The sequence below is a fragment of the Microbacterium sp. genome (assembly GCF_044340635.1).
In the GTDB taxonomy this organism is placed as follows: Bacteria; Actinomycetota; Actinomycetes; order Actinomycetales; family Microbacteriaceae; genus Microbacterium.
Genome location: NZ_JBIITF010000002.1, coordinates 1 through 19,331, shown reverse-complemented (window position 1 = coordinate 19,331; position 19,331 = coordinate 1). Strand labels below are relative to the sequence as shown.

18 protein-coding genes are annotated in these 19,331 nt (G+C 67.5%); 8 read left to right on the top strand and 10 right to left on the bottom strand.

All coding sequences use genetic code 11. From position 1 onward, the window contains the following. Position 1: 1 nt before the first annotated feature. Both ACIQ0W_RS01830 and ACIQ0W_RS01825 read left to right on the top strand, forming a co-directional pair. The gene (locus tag ACIQ0W_RS01830) at positions 2-1,195 is read left to right on the top strand and encodes an acyl-CoA dehydrogenase family protein (RefSeq protein ID WP_396641178.1); all 1,194 of its coding nucleotides are present in this window, start codon (positions 2-4) and stop codon (positions 1,193-1,195) included. Between the two features lie 50 nt (positions 1,196-1,245). After that, positions 1,246-2,226 (top strand): aldo/keto reductase, encoded by a 981-nt coding sequence (locus ACIQ0W_RS01825; protein ID WP_396641177.1) that lies wholly within the window; start codon positions 1,246-1,248, stop codon positions 2,224-2,226. Between the two features lie 119 nt (positions 2,227-2,345). On the opposite strand, the gene ACIQ0W_RS01820 is transcribed toward ACIQ0W_RS01825, so the two are convergent. Continuing rightward, positions 2,346-3,143, bottom strand: coding sequence for an IclR family transcriptional regulator (locus ACIQ0W_RS01820; protein WP_396641176.1), 798 nt, complete (start codon positions 3,141-3,143; stop codon positions 2,346-2,348). A 179-nt stretch (positions 3,144-3,322) separates the two neighbouring features. After that, positions 3,323-3,697, bottom strand: coding sequence for a VOC family protein (locus ACIQ0W_RS01815; protein ID WP_396641175.1), 375 nt, complete (start codon positions 3,695-3,697; stop codon positions 3,323-3,325). A 244-nt stretch (positions 3,698-3,941) separates the two neighbouring features. Between ACIQ0W_RS01815 and ACIQ0W_RS01810 the strand changes: the two genes are divergently transcribed. Next, positions 3,942-4,238, top strand: coding sequence for an antibiotic biosynthesis monooxygenase family protein (locus ACIQ0W_RS01810; RefSeq protein ID WP_396641174.1), 297 nt, complete (start codon positions 3,942-3,944; stop codon positions 4,236-4,238). A 135-nt stretch (positions 4,239-4,373) separates the two neighbouring features. After that, positions 4,374-5,819, top strand: coding sequence for a DUF222 domain-containing protein (locus ACIQ0W_RS01805; protein ID WP_396641173.1), 1,446 nt, complete (start codon positions 4,374-4,376; stop codon positions 5,817-5,819). Between the two features lie 61 nt (positions 5,820-5,880). Here ACIQ0W_RS01805 and ACIQ0W_RS01800 read toward each other — a convergent pair whose 3' ends face one another. Further along, positions 5,881-7,155 carry a glycoside hydrolase family 3 N-terminal domain-containing protein gene (locus ACIQ0W_RS01800; protein WP_396641426.1) on the bottom strand — a complete coding sequence of 425 codons (1,275 nt, stop codon included), beginning with the start codon at positions 7,153-7,155 and terminating at the stop codon, positions 5,881-5,883. Between the two features lie 83 nt (positions 7,156-7,238). Between ACIQ0W_RS01800 and ACIQ0W_RS01795 the strand changes: the two genes are divergently transcribed. Next, positions 7,239-7,988, top strand: a complete 750-nt coding sequence (locus ACIQ0W_RS01795; RefSeq protein ID WP_396641171.1) for a DUF805 domain-containing protein — start codon at positions 7,239-7,241, stop codon at positions 7,986-7,988. Positions 7,989-8,022: 34 nt separating this feature from the next. Here the strand turns inward: ACIQ0W_RS01795 and ACIQ0W_RS01790 are convergent, their stop codons facing one another. The 3 genes from ACIQ0W_RS01790 to ACIQ0W_RS01780 form a co-directional block, all read right to left on the bottom strand. Then, on the bottom strand, positions 8,023-8,970 hold the full coding sequence (locus ACIQ0W_RS01790; protein ID WP_396641170.1) for a putative zinc-binding metallopeptidase: 948 nt from the start codon (positions 8,968-8,970) through the stop codon (positions 8,023-8,025). A 176-nt stretch (positions 8,971-9,146) separates the two neighbouring features. Beyond that, the gene (locus tag ACIQ0W_RS01785; protein WP_396641169.1) at positions 9,147-10,679 is read right to left on the bottom strand and encodes a polysaccharide deacetylase family protein; all 1,533 of its coding nucleotides are present in this window, start codon (positions 10,677-10,679) and stop codon (positions 9,147-9,149) included. Then, positions 10,676-11,170: a hypothetical protein gene (locus ACIQ0W_RS01780; protein WP_396641168.1), complete on the bottom strand. Its 495-nt coding sequence runs from the start codon at positions 11,168-11,170 to the stop codon at positions 10,676-10,678. Before ACIQ0W_RS01780 ends, ACIQ0W_RS01785 begins: the two co-directional genes overlap by 4 nt. 231 nt (positions 11,171-11,401) lie before the next feature. Between ACIQ0W_RS01780 and ACIQ0W_RS01775 the strand changes: the two genes are divergently transcribed. Further along, complete coding sequence (locus ACIQ0W_RS01775; RefSeq protein ID WP_396641167.1) at positions 11,402-11,752, top strand: hypothetical protein; 351 nt, start codon at positions 11,402-11,404, stop codon at positions 11,750-11,752. Beyond that, entirely contained in the window at positions 11,749-12,678 is a 930-nt protein-coding gene (locus ACIQ0W_RS01770; RefSeq protein WP_396641166.1) for a hypothetical protein, read from the top strand. The genes ACIQ0W_RS01775 and ACIQ0W_RS01770 overlap by 4 nt, the downstream gene beginning before the upstream one ends. 156 nt (positions 12,679-12,834) lie before the next feature. Here ACIQ0W_RS01770 and ACIQ0W_RS01765 read toward each other — a convergent pair whose 3' ends face one another. The 4 genes from ACIQ0W_RS01765 to ACIQ0W_RS01750 all read right to left on the bottom strand — a co-directional run bounded on the left by ACIQ0W_RS01765 (position 12,835) and on the right by ACIQ0W_RS01750 (position 17,767). Then, complete coding sequence (locus ACIQ0W_RS01765; protein WP_396641165.1) at positions 12,835-14,532, bottom strand: glycoside hydrolase family 13 protein; 1,698 nt, start codon at positions 14,530-14,532, stop codon at positions 12,835-12,837. 113 nt (positions 14,533-14,645) lie between these two features. Continuing rightward, the gene (locus ACIQ0W_RS01760; RefSeq protein ID WP_396641164.1) at positions 14,646-15,518 is read right to left on the bottom strand and encodes a carbohydrate ABC transporter permease; all 873 of its coding nucleotides are present in this window, start codon (positions 15,516-15,518) and stop codon (positions 14,646-14,648) included. Continuing rightward, positions 15,518-16,459 carry a carbohydrate ABC transporter permease gene (locus tag ACIQ0W_RS01755; RefSeq protein WP_396641163.1) on the bottom strand — a complete coding sequence of 314 codons (942 nt, stop codon included), beginning with the start codon at positions 16,457-16,459 and terminating at the stop codon, positions 15,518-15,520. The genes ACIQ0W_RS01760 and ACIQ0W_RS01755 overlap by 1 nt, the downstream gene beginning before the upstream one ends. 45 nt (positions 16,460-16,504) lie before the next feature. Further along, positions 16,505-17,767 (bottom strand): ABC transporter substrate-binding protein, encoded by a 1,263-nt coding sequence (locus tag ACIQ0W_RS01750; RefSeq protein WP_396641162.1) that lies wholly within the window; start codon positions 17,765-17,767, stop codon positions 16,505-16,507. Positions 17,768-17,888: 121 nt separating this feature from the next. Between ACIQ0W_RS01750 and ACIQ0W_RS01745 the strand changes: the two genes are divergently transcribed. Then, positions 17,889-19,103, top strand: a complete 1,215-nt coding sequence (locus tag ACIQ0W_RS01745) for an ROK family protein (protein WP_396641161.1) — start codon at positions 17,889-17,891, stop codon at positions 19,101-19,103. The last annotated feature ends 228 nt before the right edge of the window (positions 19,104-19,331 follow it).

Below are 19,331 nucleotides of genomic sequence, written 5' to 3'. Positions count from 1 at the left end.
GATGGATGCACCGGCGCGAGGTGCGGCACCGACCGACCTGCTCGGCTACGCGGCCGACCTGCTGTCGGAGGGTGAGCGCGCCAAGCTGCAGGCCCTGCGCGACCTGCTTGAGGAGCGAGCCCGCCCGCACCTCGCCGACTGGTGGGAGGCCGCCGAATCCCCCGCGCACCTGCGCACCGAGCTCGCGGCCCTGAACCTCGAGGACGACCCGGCGTTGCTCGACGCGAACGGCGCCCCGAACCCGTACTACATCGGGTTCAAGCACTTCGAGTTCCAGCGCTTCGACGCATCCATCGCCACGCTCTACGGCGGGCAGGTCGGCATGTTCCGCACAGTCGTGCGCGAGGGCGGCAGCCCCGAACAGGTCGCGCGTCTCGATCCGCGTATCGCCACGTTCGAGGTGACCGGATGCTTCGCGCTGACCGAGCCCGATCACGGCTCGGACGTCGCGGCCGGCATGGCGACGACCGCGACGCGCGAGGGCGATTCGTGGCGCATCACGGGCCACAAGCGGTGGATCGGCAACGCCGCACTCTCGGACCTGATCCTGGTCGTGGCGAAGGACGCGGCGGATGGCGCGGCCAAGGCATTCCTCGTGCCACGGGATGCGCCGGGTGTGGGTGTGACCGACATCCGCGGCAAGATCGCGCTGCGCATGGTGCGCAACGGCGACATCACGCTCGATGACGTGGTCGTGCCCGAGTCCGAGCGGCTGCAGCGCATCGACTCGTTCCGGGACGTCTCGGCGATCCTCGCGCAGCTGCGCTACGTGATCGGCTGGAACGCGGCCGGCATGCAGATCGGCGCCTACGAGGCCGCGCTCCGGTACGCACTCGGGCGGCAGCAGTTCGGACGCCCGATCGCCGGATTCCAGCTCATCCAGGAGAAGCTCACCCGCATGCTCGGCAACGCGACCGCGACCCTCTCGTTCGCGGTTCGCCTGACCGACCTGAAGGTGCGCGGCGAGCTCACCGAGACCGTCGCCGCGCTGGCGAAGACCTGGGCCGCCGACCGTGTGCGCGAGACGGTGGCGCTCGGGCGCGAGATCGCCGGGGCCGAGGGCATCCGTGTCGACCACGATCTGGCCCGGTACTTCACCGACGCCGAGGCGGTCTACACCTACGAGGGCACGCACGAGATGAACTCTCTCATCGTGGGGCGTTCGATCACGGGCTTGTCGGCGTTCACGCGCTGACCGGATCGCCCGCCGAAGCATCCGTCCCGTCCACGTCTCAGGAGGCAGTTGTGAAGCACGTGAAACTCGGTGCGAGCGGACTCACGATCTCGCGGCTCGTGCTGGGGTGCATGAGCTACGGCGAGCCGGGGCGGGGAGGCCACGGGTGGTCGCTCGACGAAGACGACTCACGCCCGTTCTTCCGGGCCGCCCTCGAAGCCGGTATCACGACTTTCGACACCGCGAACGTGTATTCGCTCGGGTCGAGTGAGGTGATCACGGGACGGATGCTTCGAGAGTTCGCGACCCGCGACCAGGTCGTGATCGCCACCAAGCTCGCGATGCCGATGGGGCCGGGTCCGAACGATCAAGGCCTGTCACGCGGGGCGATCATGACGCAGGTGGATGCCTCGCTGCAGCGCCTCGGCACCGACTACATCGACCTGTACCAGATCCACCGTTACGACCCCCATACGCCGATCGAAGAGACGATGCTGGCGCTGCACGACGTCGTACGGGCGGGGAAGGTCCGCTACCTCGGCGCGTCGTCGATGTGGGCGTGGCAGTTCGCGCAAACGCAGCACGTCGCGGAGCGGAACGGCTGGACGCCGTTCGTTTCGATGCAGGATCAGTACAACCCGATCATGCGCGAAGAAGAGCGCGAGATGCATCCGTTCTGCGCCGCGACCGGGGTCGGCGTGCTCAGTTACAGCCCGCTCGCGCGGGGACGGCTCTCGCGACCGTATGGCGCTTCGAGCGAGCGGCTCGGGCTCGACGAGACGGGCGCGAAGCTCTACCGCCAGGACGAGGCATCCGATCGCGCGATTTCGGATGCCGTCGGGTCGATCGCCGACGAACGCGGAATCTCGCGCGCCCAGGTTGTCTTGGCGTGGCAGTTCACGAAGGCGGCCGTGTCGGCGCCCATCATCGGGGCGACGAAGCCGAATCACCTCTCGGACGCGGTCGCGACGCTCGATGTCGAGCTCACCGACGACGAGGTGGCGCGGATCGAGGCGCCGTACACACCGCGGCGGCCAGAGGGGTTCGTCTAGAGCTGCCGTGTGCTGCGCGGGCCCTGTTGTGTGTGCCCGGTCTTGTCTGTGTGTGCCCGGTCTTGTCTGTGTGTGCCCGGTCTTGTCTGTGTGTGCCCGGTCTTGTCTGTGTGTGCAGGTCAGCTGGCGGCGTCGCCGTAGCCCGCGGCGGCGAGGGTGCGCGAGATCGAGGTCGCGGTCAGGCGGATGAGGTGCACCATTCCGCGCACGTCGCCCGTTTCGGGCGGGTACGAGAGTGACACAGCGGCGATGACCGAGCCGTCGAATCCGCGGACGGGGGCGGCGACCGCGACGTTCTCGAGGTCGGTCTGCCGGTCGCTCACCGCGTAGCCGCTGCGCTGGACGTCGACGAGCACGCGCTCGAGCGTGTCGCGATCGGTGTAGGTGTGCGCGGTGAAGGCGGGCAGGTCGCCGGCGAGCACCTCTTCCTGGATATGCCGGGGCGCGTAGGCGAGCAGAACCTGCCCGATGGCGCTCGTGTGCATCTGGTAGCGGTCGCCGATGATGGGGCGGCGCGGGTTCTTGCGGGGGTTGTGGAAGCGCTCGATCGAGACGAGCTCGATGCCCTCGCGGATCGCGAGGTGGGTCGCGAATCCCGTCGTCTCGTAGAGGTCGAGCAGGTAAGGCCGCGCGTATCGCTGCAGGCCGACGGAGCGCGGCGCGCGTGACGCCACCTCCCACAGCCGCAGGCCGACGCGGTAGCGGCCGTCGCTGTCGCGCTCGAGCGCGCCCCACTCGGTGAGGCGTTGCACGATGCGGTAGCAGGTCGCGATCGGAAGACCGCTGTTCCGGCTGATGTCGGAGAGGGCCTGCCGGGAGCGAGTGCCTTGGAATGTGGCCAGGATCGAGAGTGCACGGTCAACGACCGAACGGGACCCGGCATCGGGGTCGAGGACCTTCATTGGCGCCATCGTCATGCGTGACAGGTTACTCCTCGATGTACGCTTTGGCACCTAGGAGTACGCTGGGCGTTCACATTCTGTCGCCCGTGCGTCCGATTTTCCGCTGCTCGACAGCGTCTTTCCGGCCGCCGAACTGTCACGAACCGCTGTATCCGTCGCCCCCATCGAGCGTTTCGTGACAGTTCGATGCCGGATCACAGATACGGGCGCGTGATCAGTTCCAGGTAGTGGCCGGACGGATCGAGCAGGTAGACACCCCGTCCCCCGTGCTCGTCATTGATCTCTCCCGGGCGGGTGCGCTGCGGGTCCGCCCAGTGCTCACGACCGCTGCCGGCGATCTTCGCGTAGGCGCGGTCGAAGTGTTCGTCGTCCACGAGGTACGCATAGTGCTGGGGCGGGAATTCGATCGGCGGAGCCGCGAACTGCAGCAATACCCCGTCGCCGATGAGGATGTTGGTGAACGGTCCCCAGGACGGGGCCTCGTCGGCTTCGAGCAGGTCCCGGTAGAAGTCGGCCATCTCGGCCGCATCCTGGGACGCGATGATGGTGTGGTTGAAACGCGCGGTCATGATGCTCCTTCGTCTGTGTGAGTGGGTCGAGGTCGCACAGACGACGGGAGGGGCGCGGATCAGGGATCGACCAGATCGCCGATCCGGGAGCGGCCGCGAACGGCCTGGCTGGTCATCATCCCGCCGATGCTAACGGGCACCCCCGCCCAGCGCCACCTCGGCTCGTCGACCTGTCACGAACCGCGGCGTCCGTCGTCCGGATCGAGCGGTTCGTGACAGTTCGACGGCATGCGAAGCTGGCCCCGTGATACTCGAGCACGCCATCCTTCCCGTCCGTCCCGGTACCGAGGCCGACTTCGAGGCGGCGTTTGCGCAGGCGCGGCCTCTCGTTGCGAACCGACCGGGCTGCCGTTCCGTGTCCCTGACTCGGTCGATCGAATCCCCGAACCTCTACCTGTTGCTCATCGAGTGGGACTCGGTCGAGGCGCACACAGAGGGCTTTCGGATGTCTCGCGAGTACGAGTCCTGGAAGGCACTGCTGCATCACTTCTACGACCCCTTCCCGGTGGTCGAGCACTTCATCTCCGTCATCGCAGAATGATCTGGCTCGCTCGGGCCGTGCGGCCTGAGCACGCACCCAGAAGGGTCGGTTTTCTCATGTTCTTCTCATCTGTGAAGGCCTGATCCGGGTCGTTTTCGGGGTGGGAATGTCGGTGGTTGGTCGGATGATGAAGTCATGACCGATTCCGCACTGAATGCCCGGCTTCGGGCCGACGCGCGGATGAATGTGGTGCTGCCGAAGCTGATCGAGATTCGTGCCGCGAAAGCCCGTTTGGACGCTGAGGAAGCGCGCGCGTTTGCTGAGGCGGAGGCGATCGCGGCGGACTGGACCGAAGAAGCGGACAACGGGCGGGTCGGGTCGGATGCCGGGTTCCCGTATCGGTCGATCGCGGCCGAGATCGGTGCCGCGTTGCGGGTCAGTGACCGCACCGTGCAACGCCAGATGGGCGACGCCGCAACCCTCGTGAACGACTACAAAGGCACGCTCGAAGCACTGGATGCCGGGGCCATCTCAAGCGCGCATGTGCGGGCGATCGTGACCGCCGGGGCGATCATCGAGACGCCGGAGATGCGGGCCGAGTTCGAACAGGATGTCTTGCAGCTCGCGGCGGCGGAGTCCGCGACGCGGTTGACGCCCCTCGCGAAGCGGCGGGCGGAGTGGTACGCCGACACCACGTTCGAGCAACGCCACCGCCGCGCCGTCGAAGACCGCGCCGTCTGGGTCACCGATGTCGAGGACGGGATGGCTGAGCTTCGCGCACTCCTGCCCGCCGTCGTCGCGCATGGGGTGCACGACCGGCTCAGCGAGATGGCCCGATCCGTCATCGACGCGCGCCGGGGCGAAGCGGGCACGGGTGGCGACGCGGGCGGATGCGGGGACGACGAAGCCACTGCCACCCCTGATATCCGCACGACCGACCAGATCCGTGCGGACATCCTCGGTGACCTGCTCCTCACGGCCGCGCCCACCGCGCACGACGGCGGTCCCACCGACCTCGGTGCGATCCGCGCGAGCGTCCAGATCACCGTCCCGGTGATGAGCTTGATCGAGAAGCGCATCACCGACCCCTACGAAACCGCGTTCCTCGTCGGGCACTCCCCCGTCGACCCGCAAACCGCGTGCATGCTCACCGCTGGCGCGGCCGGGTGGGACCGGATCCTCACCCACCCCATCTCCGGCCAAGTCCTCGCCGTCGACAGGTACCGGCCCAGCGAACAACAACGAAGACACCTCACCATCCGCGACCAACACTGCCGATTCCCCGGATGCCGCATGCCCGCCAAACGCTGCGATGTTGACCACACCATCGACCACGCCCACGGCGGCGTCACCTGCGAATACAACCTCGCGTTGCTCTGCGAACGCCATCACATGCTCAAACACAACACCGCCTGGACCGTCAAACAACTCCCCGGCGGCGTCCTCGAATGGACCAGCCCCACCGGACGCATCTACCTCGACAAACCCATCAGCACCATCGAATTCGCACCCGACCCCGAACACGAAATACCCCACGACCCCATCCCCGCGACAACGACGCGCGTGCCAGACGAACTCGACCCCGACGACATCGAATACGACAACCTCGAATTCGACCCACTCGAACCCATCCCCTTCTGACCCACACACGCCGACGACCCCCGCTCAGGCCAGGATTCGGCTCAGACAAAGAACCAGCGGGTCAGCACCCGCTGCAGGGCAGGGCACCCGCCGTCGCCGAGCTCAGGCGCAGCGCGACCACGCGTGTCGCAGCCTCGTCCAAACGCTCCGCAGATAGGGCCCCCGATGCGACGGCACCGGCGATGCCGTCGATCACCGCGTTCGCGCGATCTACGGACGAATACGCCACGCCCAACACCATGTCGTTGCCGGCCACGAGCGCCGCGACGGCGTTCGCGACCGGGTCCCGATAGGCGGCGATTCCGGATGCCTCGAGCATCGCCATGTCGTCCGTGATCGCAACTCCGGTGAACCCCAGTTCGTTGCGCAGAATGTCGTGCCAGGCAACCGACAACGACGCCGGGGCGGCATCCACCGACGTGTACGCGAGGTGCCCGAACATCACCAGCTGAGCGCCGGCGTCGATGCCCGCCTGAAACGGCAGTGCTTCGCCGGCACGCCACGCCTCAAGAGACATGTCGGTGGAGGGAATCGTCCGGTGCGAGTCACCGGGCGCCGCGCCATGACCCGGAAAGTGCTTCAGCGTCGAGTCGACGAAGGACGCCTCACCCGACACTGCCTCCGCGACACGGGGTGCGGCAGCCGAGGCATCCGTCCCCAACGAGCGTCGATAGATGAACGAGCCCGGATCGTCGGAGTAGTCCGCGACGATCCCGAAATTGATGTCGATGCCGGCGCGCTCGACGAGAGACCCGCGTCCTGAGAATGCGGCGGCCGTCGACTCGGGCGGCGCGGACTTGAGCGTCAGCGACGACGGGAAGTCGTCCCATTTCAGCCGCCGCACGTCCCCGCCCTCCTGGTCGACAGCCACCAGTGCAGGCAGCATGGGATCGAGCGTGACGGACTGGGCGAGCGCACGGAGCGCCGACTCGGAGCCCGAGACATTCGCGCCCATCACGATGAAGCCGCCGGCGCCCGTCTGCTCCATGTAGGAGCTCACGGCAGCGGGATCGGTGGAGGGCAGATGCCCCATAACGACAGCACCCGCTTTCTGGCGTGGGCTCATTGCCGCGACGAGGGCGGACGCACGCTCGGCCAGCGCCGCATCGGCGCCCGCGACAACTCGAACCCCGGCCGGCGAATCCGTCGCGGTCGGCCCCGAGGACGGTGAATCGGAGGACGCCACGTCAGAGGATTGCGATGCGAAGACGGATGCGGGGGCGGGAGTCGACGCCGCGCCATACGATGCGGTGGCGCCGACGGCGGCCGCGGACGGTGCGACGCACAGCAACGCGACAGCCGCCGCCACAGCGGTGAGGGTTCCGCGCCGGTGCATCACCGGTCCAGCTTAGGCGTGGCGATTCGGCGTCACGCGGTGCTGTTGAATGGTGCATACATCTCCACCGATTCGGGAGCACCATGTCCGTCTCACCCCCGCCCGTCTCACCCCCGCCGCCCGCAGGCTGGTATCCCGACCCGTCCGACGCCCGTCAGCGACGCTGGTGGGACGGACTCTCGTGGTCCAACCAGACGTCACCGGTGCCGACGACACCCGGAGCGCAGCCACGAGCGCTGCTCCACGCCGAGTCTCCGACTCCCCCGGAGCAGACACGCATCCCGCCGTACGCGAGGCCACAGACGACACCGCAGTACGCGCTCGTCCCGACCGGATCAGCCCCGTCCGCATCAGCCGCGTCCGCACGAGCGACCCCCGGATCGACATCACCCGCATCCGTCTATCGTCCGCTGGTTCCCGGCACCGGCGGCCAGCTGGGCTCCGGATACACCCCGCCACCCGTCGGCGTGTGGCGCTCGCCCGCAGACACCCGGCCGCTCATCCGCGGCATGGGGGACGCGATCCGCGTCGTCTTCACGCGTTACGCGACGTTCGAGGGTCGCGCCACGCGCGCCGAATTCTGGTACTTCACCCTCTTCTCGGTGCTCATCACGGTCGGCCTGATGTTCCTCAGCGTCGTGGCGATCCTCGGCTACCTCGCGGGTCTCGGGTTTCTCGCCTGGGGACTGGGCATCCTGATCCCGACCCTCGCTCTCTCGGTGCGGCGCCTGCGCGACGCCGGGTTGCACTGGGCGTGGATCCTTCTGTCCGTGGTGCCCTTCGGCGGCATCGCGCTCATCGTGTTGTGGTGCCAGCCCTCGAAGTACCCCTGATCGAGCCGCAGCCCAACAAGCCGCCGAAAAGAGCTCAGGTCCGCTCCATATCCCTCGGCAGCGCCAACGCGATCTGCTCGGGCAGGGTGAGCGGCGCTTTCGTGACGATGTCGTGCACGAACGCGAGCTTGTGACGTACCGGTCCGACCAATTCGAAGGGGTAGAGGTCCGCCGACCCCATGGAACGGTTGATGCGGTTGAACGCCTGACTCATCCAGTCCCAGTCCGTCAGCAGGCGCTGTATCGGCTCGTCCCGGTAGCTTTCCAGCGGTTCGACATCGGTGTCGCGGTTCGTCACGCCCGCGTCGAGGTGGATTCCGATCGCCGCCGCCGTCTGCAAGGTGCCGGTGATGTGGAGGTAGTGGGCGAACGTCTCGGCGAAGTCCTCCCATGGATGCATCGTGGCGTACTCCGAGATGAAGGATTCGCTCCACCCTTCGGGCGCGCCGCGCGAGTAGTGGCGAGCGATGGCGTCCTGATAGCTGGCGCGCTCGTCTCCGAACAGCGCCCGGCATCGGTCCCAGGCCGCGTCATCCGGCAACAGGACGTTCTGGAAGTAGTGTCCGACCTCGTGCCGCAGGTGGCCGAGCATCGTTCGGTACGGCTCGCCGAGCCGCACGCGGAGGGCTTCGCGTCGGTCGTCGAGGCTCTCGGCCAGGTCGATCGTGATGATGCCGTTGGCGTGTCCGATCACGACCCGCTCGCCCGTCGACAGGCTCGAGACGAGATCGAACCCGAGCCCGCCCTTCTTCACATCCCACGGCACGATCGGCAGGCCGAGCTCACCCAGCTGCAGGATCAGGCGCCGCTTGGCCTCTTCGGTCTTGCCGAGCTTCTCGAGGGCGATGGTGTCGTTGCTGTCCGGTTGGCGACGGGTGAGGCGACACGAGAAGCACTTGCCCGCCGGAGCATCCTCTCGCACCAGCCAATTGCAGCCCCAGCCCCGGTTCGAGCAGGTGTACCAGGTCGCGCCCTCGATCACGGTGCGACCCTGACGGATGGCTAGAACGAGCGATCGAGCAGGTTGAAACCCAGTTCACCCTCGCAGTTGGGGCACGTCAACGTGCCGAGGAAGACGAAGTGGCGACAGTGCGGACAACGCGGGGCAGAGCTCACGTGTTCACCGTAGCGCCCGCGCCGGGCTCGCGAACGCCCGGATCAGGGCGCATACCGGACGATCCCGCCGGGACTCTGCCCGTCGAACAGCTTCGACAGCGTCACCAGGCTGAACCCGCGGTCGAGCAGGCCGTCCAGGACCTGGGGCATGACCCGGCCCGTCGCACCCTGAATATCGTGCATGAGCATGATCGTGCCGACGCGTGGAGCGCTCACCGAGTACGAGAGCAGGTCGGCATCGGATTGCCCGGCCCAATCCCGGGTGTCGACGCTCCACAGGATCGCCGGCATACTCGCCACGCCCAGCACGCGATCGTTCAGCGCGCCGTACGGCGGGCGGAATGTCGAGACAGCCTGACCCGAAAGCGAACGCAGCAGGTCGCCGGTCGACTGCAGCTCGGCTGCGATCGGCTCGTCCGTGAGCGTCGTCAGATCGGAGTGATTCCAGGTGTGGTTGCCGATCTCGTGCCCCTCGGCCGAAACCCGCCGCACGGTATCGGGTCTGTTCTGGGCGTTGCGGCCGAGCATGAAGAACGTCGCCGAGGAGTGCCGATCACGGAGAGCATCGAGGATGCCGTCGGTCAGCCCACTCGGACCGTCATCCAGAGTGAGGGCCATACACGGGACGAGATCGCACGGCGTTCGATCGAACGCGGCACCGGTCGTCGCGGGGCCGGCGAACGGACCCTGCGCATCCGCGATCAGGCGTCCGAATTCCGTGAGGGCCGGATCGTAGGATTCCCGCGGCAGCGACACCCAGACCGGATGCGCCGCGTCAGGCGTCTGCCAACCCGCAAGCCGCTCGAGTTCGGGCGCTGTGAAGCCCACCGGCAGCGGCACGACGAGTTCGCCACCCACGAAAGAGGCATCCTGCAGCGCATTCCCGAGCGAAGCGCGTTGCTCGTCCGACGGCGGACCGACCGCGATCAGGCTCAGTCCCCCGGCGGCGCGACGAGCGATCGAAACCACGTCTTCCCACAGCACATCGGTCTCACCGATCAGCGCCGCACCGTCGCCCACGGCGCCGGTCGCGACATCCGTGTAGAGCGTCGTGATCTGGTCCATCTCGACAGCCGTGGCGGAGCCGCGCACGACTCGGAGGCGTTCGCCGAACGTAGATCCCGCGGCGTGCACGATCTCGCACACCACCACCGTGTGCGAGTCGGTCGCGGTCCCCAGCAAGTCGGCCGCCGGGAGCGCCGTGACGCCGGCGACACACCCGCGCTCACCGAGCGCAGCCTCGACGCCGAACACCTGCGGCTCGTACACGACCCCGACCGCCGCGGACTGCTCGCCGATAGCGGCCCGCACCGTCGCCTCGATCTTCTCGTTCAGCGGCTGCGCGCCGGGCAGGTACGCCCAACGCGCCTCGACACGCACCGCATCGTTACGGATCCGCTGCGACGCGAGCGCGATGCCCGCGGGGTCCACCGGTGGCGGCGGCGCCGTCAGCATCCTTCCGACGACCGGCCACTGAACGGGCGTCCACGACGGATCAGTGTCGGGTGCACAGGCCGACAGACCGACGACTCCCGCGGCGACGAGCACCGTCGCGAGAACCTTCCGGCGGATCACCCGGTCACCCCGATCTGACTCACGTCGATCTCGGCGAGGAGTTCGGCGAGTTCGGCGTCGTACCCCTGACGCGGACCCGACACGAAAGTCAGCAGGGCGTCGCCCGACACGACGACGCCGACGATGAGTTCGCCGTCCGCGGTGTTGGCGTGCAGCAGTTCTTGGCCCGCGACCGTTCGCTCGCGGCTGAGGGCATCGAGCGGTCGCGGGGCGATGTCCCCGAGGGTCACGACGGGGTCACCCGCATCGCGGACGGCCAGATCGACCTGCATCCGACCGTCAGGGCTCGTGAGTGTCACCCGGGACTCATCGGCGAACGTGGGCCGCATCGCCCACCCGGCAGGCACAGGCACGGATGCCTCGACACGCTCCCCACGAATCGTGGTCGTCATGTCTTCTTCCGCGACGAGCGTCGTGGCCGCGACCCAGATCGGGGGCAGCAGAGCGACGACGGCCACGCCCAGCATCGCCGTGACGACCGCCGTCAACACAACGACGCCGAGCGCGCGTTGTACGGAGCCTGTCGCACGTCGAAATCTTCTCGAACCGCCGCGCGGTTGCTCGGTAAGCGCGCCGGACAAGCGTTGCGAGTTCGAGTCTCGTGGCGAGCCGCCGCGCCTCCCCGATTCCCGCCATTGTCCGACCTAGAATCCGGATCGGGGAGCATCGACCGGCGAAATCCGGTGGATCAGGGGCAAGAAGAGGTCACGAGGAGGGGAATCGTGTTCCAGCAGACGAAGGACAGGCGCCCAGCGCAGACGTCCCCGTCCACTCGCCCGGACGACCGCGAACCCCGGCGTGAACGGGCCGGCGCACGGCGTCGTCGACTCGTCGCCCTGCTCACGAGCGTCGCCGTCGTATGCACGCTCGTGGCGTTCGGGATCGGAGTGACAGCTCAGACGCGGGCGGAAGCACGTCTGCTCGAGCTCGACGAGCGCATCACCCTGATGCAGCTGCGCCTCCAGGATCACCTCGAACAGGTCGACGACCTCACCACTCGTGCGGCCGACCGTCAGGCGCAGAATGAGGACGCGCGGGCCGCGCTCGGATCCACGGAGGGGTTCCTCGAGTGAGGGCGTCGTCGTGGGCCCTGATCATGGTGTCGGGCGTCGCTGCCTTCACCATCACGCTCGGCACGATCAAGGTCGCCGAGCTGAACGGCGTGGCCGACATCCGCGAATCACGGATGCTCGCTCTCGAAACGCAGATCACGGATGCCGAGGCATCCTTGACCGCACTCCGCACCACGATCGACGAGGAGAACACCGAAGCGTCCGCCCTGTCCGAAGCGGCGACCGCGCGGGCCACCTTCGTCGAGGCGATCGCCGCTCTGCGGACGGCCCTCGACGCGGCCGCGGACAAGGTGGACGTCGACTCGCAGCGCCAGGCCGCGCTGGATGCCCAGGCCACCGTGACGGCAGCTCCCACCGAGGCGGGCACCTACGCCGAACCGACCGCCGCCGTCCAGCGCGCTACGAGCGAGGTGGATGCGAAGGTCAAGGCGTACGAGGCTGAGCAACGCCGAAAGGCCGCCGAGGCGGCAGCGCGGTCATACTCCGCTCCCGTGACCCGCGGAACGAGTTCGTCACCCTCGACGGGAGGTGGCAGCGCCGGATGGTTCGCCGAGATGCGGGCGATCCTGAACAACGTCGGCGGCGGCGGCTACGCGCTCGTCGAATACGACGGAAACTGCGGTGGCGTGACGGCTCCCGCGTGTGCGAGCAGCAGCGGCACGATCATGGTGTCGTCCGCGGTGGCGAACTGGCCCTATGTGACGAAGGTCTGGGGCATGACGCACGAGCTCGCGCACCAGTACCAGTTCCGGGTGTGGAAGCAGATGACCGCGTCGCCTTCGTACCAGACCCTGTTCAACAGGAACCCCGAGCTGCTGGCGAACTGCATGGCCGCCACTCGCGGTGCGACACAGGCCTCGGGCGGGTGCGGGCCGGCGCAGCTCGGCTGGGCGGCCGGCATCTGGCAGGGCATCGTCGCCGGTTGAACCCGGTCTCCGGCCGCTGAGCCTGCAGAAGCCACCCGCGTCTCCCCGGTCGATGAGCGAGCGCAGCGAGACGAAACGCACCGAACGGTCGCGACATGCCGTTCCACGCGCATGAAACGGCATGTCGCGTCCGCTCGACGCGCTCCTTGTGCGTCGCTACGGTGCGAGCCACACCGTCGACGCCGGGTGCACGACGTCGGGCGCAGCTTCCGGGTCGCTCGCAAGCACGACCGACAACCCCGCCGCGTCGAGCGCGTAGGGCTCGTCCCCGAAGTTCGTCACGATCTGCCAGCCGTTCGGCCGGCCGAACCGCAGCACGTCGGCGCGTCCGGTCTCGAACCAGTCGAGGCTCTCGCCCGTCTGCAGGTTGGTGCGCAGGGCGAGTGCACGACGGTAGAAGTTGAGCGTCGAGTCGTCGTGATCGACCTGACGCTCGACCGCATAATCCCCCATCCACTCCGGCTGCGGCAGGTGGGCTTCGCCCGGCCCGAATCCGAACGAGGGACCGGATGCCTCCCACGGCAATGGCACGCGGCATCCGTCCCGTCCGAGGTCGAATCCGGGGCTGCGGAAGAACGTCGGGTCCTGGCGCTGCCCTACTTCGATCTCGGCGACCTCGTGCAGACCGAGTTCTTCACCCTGGTACAGGTAGGCCGACCCGGGGAGCCCCAGCACGAACAGTGTCGCTGCGCGAGCGCGCCGCTCGCCGCGTGCGCGGTCGAGCTCGGGCTCCCGTCCGCCCGAGAGCAGCCATTCCTGCCCGTGCTTGCGGCTCGGACGTCCGTCGGCGCCCCGCCCGGCGTCAGGCAGCCCGTATCGTGTCGCGTGCCGCACGACGTCGTGATTCGACAGCACCCAGGTGCTCGACGATCCCGATGAGTCGGCCAGCTCGAGGTTCGCCGTCACGATCTCGCGAAACTGCGAGGCGTCGAAGTCCGCCTCGAGCAGGTCGAAGTTGAACGCCTGGCCCAGGCTCTCGGAGCTTGCGTAGAGAGGTACCCGCGACCGATCCACCCACGCCTCGGCGACGGCGGTTCGCGGTGGGTCGTACGAATCGAACACGGCGCGCCATTCGGCGTAGACCTCGTGTACGTCGTCCCGGTCGATCGTGGGGTGCTGCCCGTCCCGGGGCATCGCGTCCAGTTCGGCCTGAGACGGCAGGACCTCGGCGAGGTCCTTCGTGAGCATGTGCGCGACGTCGATGCGGAATCCGTCCACGCCGCGGTCGGACCAGAATCGCAGTGTCCGAACGAAGTCGGCCCGCACCTCCGGGTTCGACCAGTTGAGGTCCGGCTGCTCGACCGCGAAGTTATGCAGGTACCACTGACCGTCGGGCACCCGCTCCCAGGCCGGGCCCCCGAAAGCAGAGATCCAGTCGCTCGGCGGAAGAGAGCCATCCGGTCCCGTCCCCTCACGGAAGATGTAACGGTCTCGCGCAGGCGAACCCGGCTCGGCGAGCAGCGCCTCCTGGAACCACGCGTGCAGGTCGGAGGTGTGGTTCGGCACGATGTCCACGACGACACGGATGCCTCGCGCGTGCAGCGTCGCGACCATCTCGTCGAAGTCGGCGAGGGTGCCGAGCTTCGGATCCACGTCGCGATAGTCCGCGACGTCGTACCCACCGTCTGCCAGCGCCGACGGATAGAACGGGCTGAGCCACACGGCGTCCACCCCGAGTTCGTCGAGGTAGTCCGCGCGTGACGTGATTCCCGCAATATCGCCGAGGCCGTTCCCGTCCGTGTCCGCGAAACTGCGCGGATAGACCTGATAGACCACGGCCTGACGCCACCACGGCGCGGCATCGGGCGACGCCTGGGCGCGAAGGTCGGGGGTCGCTGAGACTGCCTGGCTCATCAGAGAACGGGTCCTTTCATCGAGGTTGTTCGGTGCGGTGCGGGTTTCTGTCCCGCGTCGCCGGGGCGTCAGCCCTTGACGGCGCCCTGGGTCACGCCCTCCATCACCCAGCGCTAGGTGAAGAGATAGACGACGATCGCCGGCGCCATCGCCATGAGGTACGACGCGAACGAGACGTTGTAGTTGTTGCTGAACTGCGTCTGGAAGATGCTCTGGACGACCGGGAGGGTCTGCAGCCCGGGGTCCGAGATGATCAGCGACGGCATCATGAAGTCGTTCCACGAGGCGAGGAAGGCGAAGATGCCGACCGTGGCACTCATCGGAGCGAGCAACGGGAAGATCAGCCGCCAGAACGTCTGCCAGGTGGACGCGCCGTCGATCCGAGCGCTCTCCTCCAGCTCCGCCGGGATCGACCGCAAGAAGGCCGTGAAGAGCAGGATGCTGAAGCTCAGCTGGAACATGATGTGCAACAGCGCGACCCCGGCGGGGTTGTCGAGGCCCAGCAGTCCGGTCAGCTGGATCTGCGGCAGCGCGACGACGGGGAACGGCAGGAACATCGCCGCCAGAAGGTAGTAGAACGAATACCGGAAGAGCTTGCGGTCCCAGTTTCGAGAGATCGCGAAGGACGCCCATGCGGCCAGCACGATCGTGCCGACCACGGTCCCCGCCGTGATGAGCACCGACACCGTGAAAGCCAGCGGGAAGTTCGTGAGGTTCCAGGCGGTGACGAAACCCTCGACGCTGAACGGGTTCGGCAGCGAGAACGCGTTGCCATCCACCGCCTGCGACTGCGTCTTGAACGCCATCGAGAGGGTCACGTAGAGCGGAATGAGAACCGTGATGGTGCACAGCGCGAGCACGATGGTGTTCGACCAGCTGACCCGCTCCATGGCGGATCGACCACGGTTGGCCTTGCGCGGCGAGTCGCCCGCGAGTGTTCGTTCGGCGTCGATGTCCTCGACCGCCAGGGCTGGTTGAACAGTCATCAGAACACGTTCCTTCCGCGCGTCAGCCGCAGCTGGATGAGCGAGATCGCGACGACGATGACGAAGAAGATCGTCGCGTTCGCCATCTGGTAGGCGTAATCGCCACCGGTGAAGCCCGTCACGATCGTCATCGCGATGCTTCGGGTGGAGGTGCCCGGACCGCCGTTGGTCAGACCGACGATGATGTCGTAGGCGTTCAGGAAGTTCTTGAAGCCGAGGATGACGTTGATCACCACGTACCCGGCGACGAGCGGCAGGGTGATGCGCCACAACTGCTGGCGTTTGCCGGCACCGTGGAGTTCGGCCGCCTCGTAGACATCCCCGGGGATCGACAGGAGCCCGGCGATGTAGATCAGCAGCGTGCCCGGGATCGCCTGCCACGCGGTCACGATCACGACGGCGACCCAGGCGAGGTCGGGGTTGGCGAGGATGCTCTCGCTCAGCCATCCGACTCCCATGGCCTGCCCGAGGGCCGGCACCGAGTTCGAGAACAGGAAGTTGAAGACGAACGCGATGACGATTCCCGAGATCACCATCGGGATCACGAAGATCGTCCGGAGCGCGGTCTTGAAGCGGATGCGCGAGGTCAGTCCCACCGCCAGCAGGAACGCGAGCACATTCACCGCCAGCACCGTCACGGTCGCGAATCCGAAGGTGAACAGGTAGCTCTGCAGGATCGCGGGGTCGGAGAAGAGCGCGATGTAATTGATGAGCCCGATGAACTCCCAGTCGCCGAACCCGATCGAGTTGGTGAAACTGAAGAAGATCCCGACGATCGCCGGCAGGGTGATCGCGAGGCTGAAGAGGATGAGGCTCGGCAGGAGGAAGAAGTAGTAGACCCCCTCGACCTTGCGCCGCTTTCGAGGCACCTTCGTATCCGCGGGTGCGGCAGTGCGCCCGCGGGTCTTCGGCGTGATCAACGCCGCCGTTGTCGTGGCCATGATGTGTGTCGGTTCCCTTCGTTGGGTCTCGCGCAAAGAGTCGGGTTACTGACGCAGCGCGAGGCGCGCCCAGTCGGCATCCATGACCCGCAGGGTGCGTTCGGCGTTGCCGCCCGTGACGATGCCCTGCATGTAGTTCTCGGTGGGGATGGTCAACGGGATGGCTTTGGATGCTCCCTGGTAGAAGCGAGCCTCGTCGTAGAACTCCTTCATCCCGAGGATGCGGGGATCTGTCACCGGCGCCGCATCCGTCGTGGTCCCGTATCCGAGTTGAGCGGCGTTGTACTCATCCATCACGTCTTTCTGGAACAGGTACGACAGAAACTCCCGCGCTTCCTCTTGATGCGGGGACGCCTCGGGGATCCACGCCGCCAGGTCGATGTTCACGCGGACTTCGAGATCTTCCGGATCGTCCGTCATCGGGAGGGGGAAGGTGCCGAGCTCGAGATCGGGAGACGTCTTGGCGATCTCGCCGAACGCCCACGGACCCTGCAGGTACATCGCGGCCTGCCCCTGGGCGAAGGCCAGGTTGCCGTCACCGTAGCCGCGGCTCGCGGCGTCCGGGTTCGTGTAGGTCTCGGTGAGCAGGGTCATGCGGTCGACCGGCTCGATCAAGGTGCGCTCGAACGACACGGGCGAGTCGGGACCGACCTCGGTGCCGAGCTCGTTCATCTCGTCGTAGAACTCGGCGACATCGACCGTGCCCCCGACCGTGTAGTCGAACCATCCCTGCGCGACCGTCCACGGGTCCTTGAAGGTGCCGTAGAACGGGGTGATCCCCGCGGCCTGCAACTGGTCGCAGACCGCGATGAGCTCGTCCCAGGTCTGCGGCACCTCGAGGCCCTGCTGCTCGAAGATGTCGACGTTGTAGATGACGGATGCTGCCATCACCGAGTACGGCAGCACGCTCGTTCGCCCCGGGTAGGTCGCGTACTGGTCGACGAGGTCCTGCACCTCGGGCAGGATCCGGTCGGCCTCGGGCATGTCGCTCAGATCGCTGAGGGCACCGCGCTCCATGAAGCGCGACATCTCCATGTTGTAGTTCAACAGGCCGAGATCGGGCGGGTTGCCGCGCAGAAAGCCCGCCTGCAGGTTCGAGGAGGTGTCGAAGACGACGCGCACGTCGTCCTGCGACGAGTTGTACTCCGCGATCAGCTCGCGAAAATACGGGATCGCCTCGGGCTTGCTCAGGTGGAAACGAATCTCGGTGGGCCCGCCCGATGAGCATCCTGCGAGCGTCCCGCCCGCCAGAGCGATTCCCAGCGCGGCTACCGTCAGACGTAGCGCATGTGACCGTATTCTCGGCACGTCATCGTCCCTTCTACCGCCTCGTGGGCGGTCGTACGTCTTTGTACACCGATTAGATTTATCTCTCGAATCAAGTCGATGTGGACCATAATGCAGGGAAGCACCCGAAAGGTCAAGACCCTTGTCACAGCCCTCCGAGCGGGTTTCCGCCCCGCGCCGCGCCAGCCTGGACGCTCTGCTCGACTACGCCTGGGACGCCGAGATCTTCACCGCCGGCGAGGCGATGCCGGCCGTCGGCCTGACCCGATCGACGACGATCGATGCGCTGGACGAGTTGGTCGAGCGCGGTCTGATCCGGGAACTCCCCAACGCCCGCGCGGTGGGCGGCTACAGCAAGGGCCGACCGGCACGCCGCTTCGAATTCTGTGCGGATGCCGGTGTCGTCGTCGGGCTCGACGCGGGACGCGCCCACGCGACGACCACCGTCGCGAATCTCAGCGGCGACGTCCTGGCACGCGAACACCTCACGCTCGACGACGACTCCGTCGCCCGACGTCGTGCCGTGTTGGAGTCCGCGGTGGACGATGCCCTCGCGGTCGCCGGCCTCGAGCGCGGTGACGTCATCGCTCTCTGCGCCGGCGTGCCTGCCCCGGTGAACTCGGAGGGCGTCTCCCCCACGCACCACGACGGTTTCTGGCAGCGGATGAACCCGGACCTGATCGACATGTTCGGCGCCTGGGCCCCGCTCGTCCGCGTCGAGAACGACGCCTCGCTCGCCGCCGTCGCAGAGGGCAGTCTGGGCGTCGCCCGCGGATGCCGCGACTACGTCACGCTTCTCGCCGGCGAACGCCTCGGCGCGGGTGTCGTCGTCGACGGACGCCTCTTGCGCGGGGCCCACGGCGGCGTCGGCGAAATGATCGCATTCGACCAGGTCTCGGGCGTCGAGGGCGCGTGGGGACTCGGGTACCGGGCCGCGCAGTGGGCGCGCGAAGCCATCGCCGCGGGCCAGGTGCCGCCGGGGCATCCGCTGGCCGGCGCATCCGCGGACGACATCTCGGGACGCATCGTCTTTGAGTTGGCGTCGGCCGGCGACGAGTTCGCACTCGCGATCGTGGACCGCGTCGGCCAGATGCTCGCGCGCGTCACCGGGGTCTTCGCGAGTCTGCTCGATCCGCGGATGATCGTGATCTCGGGCGCGGTCTCGGCAGGCGTCGCGGACGTTCTCGTTGCCGCTCGGGCGCGACTCTCCGACCTTCTCCACGTACCGCCGCCCGAGCTCGTCGCCTCCGATCTCGGGGGCGATGTCGTATCGACGGGCGCCGTCTCGGCAGCCATCGAGCTGGCACGTTCGGGCATCCTGTCACTCACGCCCCTGGACCGCACCCTCGCCGTCTGACGCCGGCATCGCCCAGCCCTCCGGTCGCTCCGGTCGCTCCGGTCGTCGAGCGAACGCAGCGGGTCGAAACGCACCGAACGGTCGCGACATGCCGTTCCACACCCGTATGAAACGGCATGTCGCGACCGTTCGTGAGCCCCGCGCGACGCCTCAGCCCGCGGCGCCGCCCTCGATCGCCACGATGTGGTGGTCGGCGTCGTGGGTCAGCTCGGTCCGCAAGAACAGGTC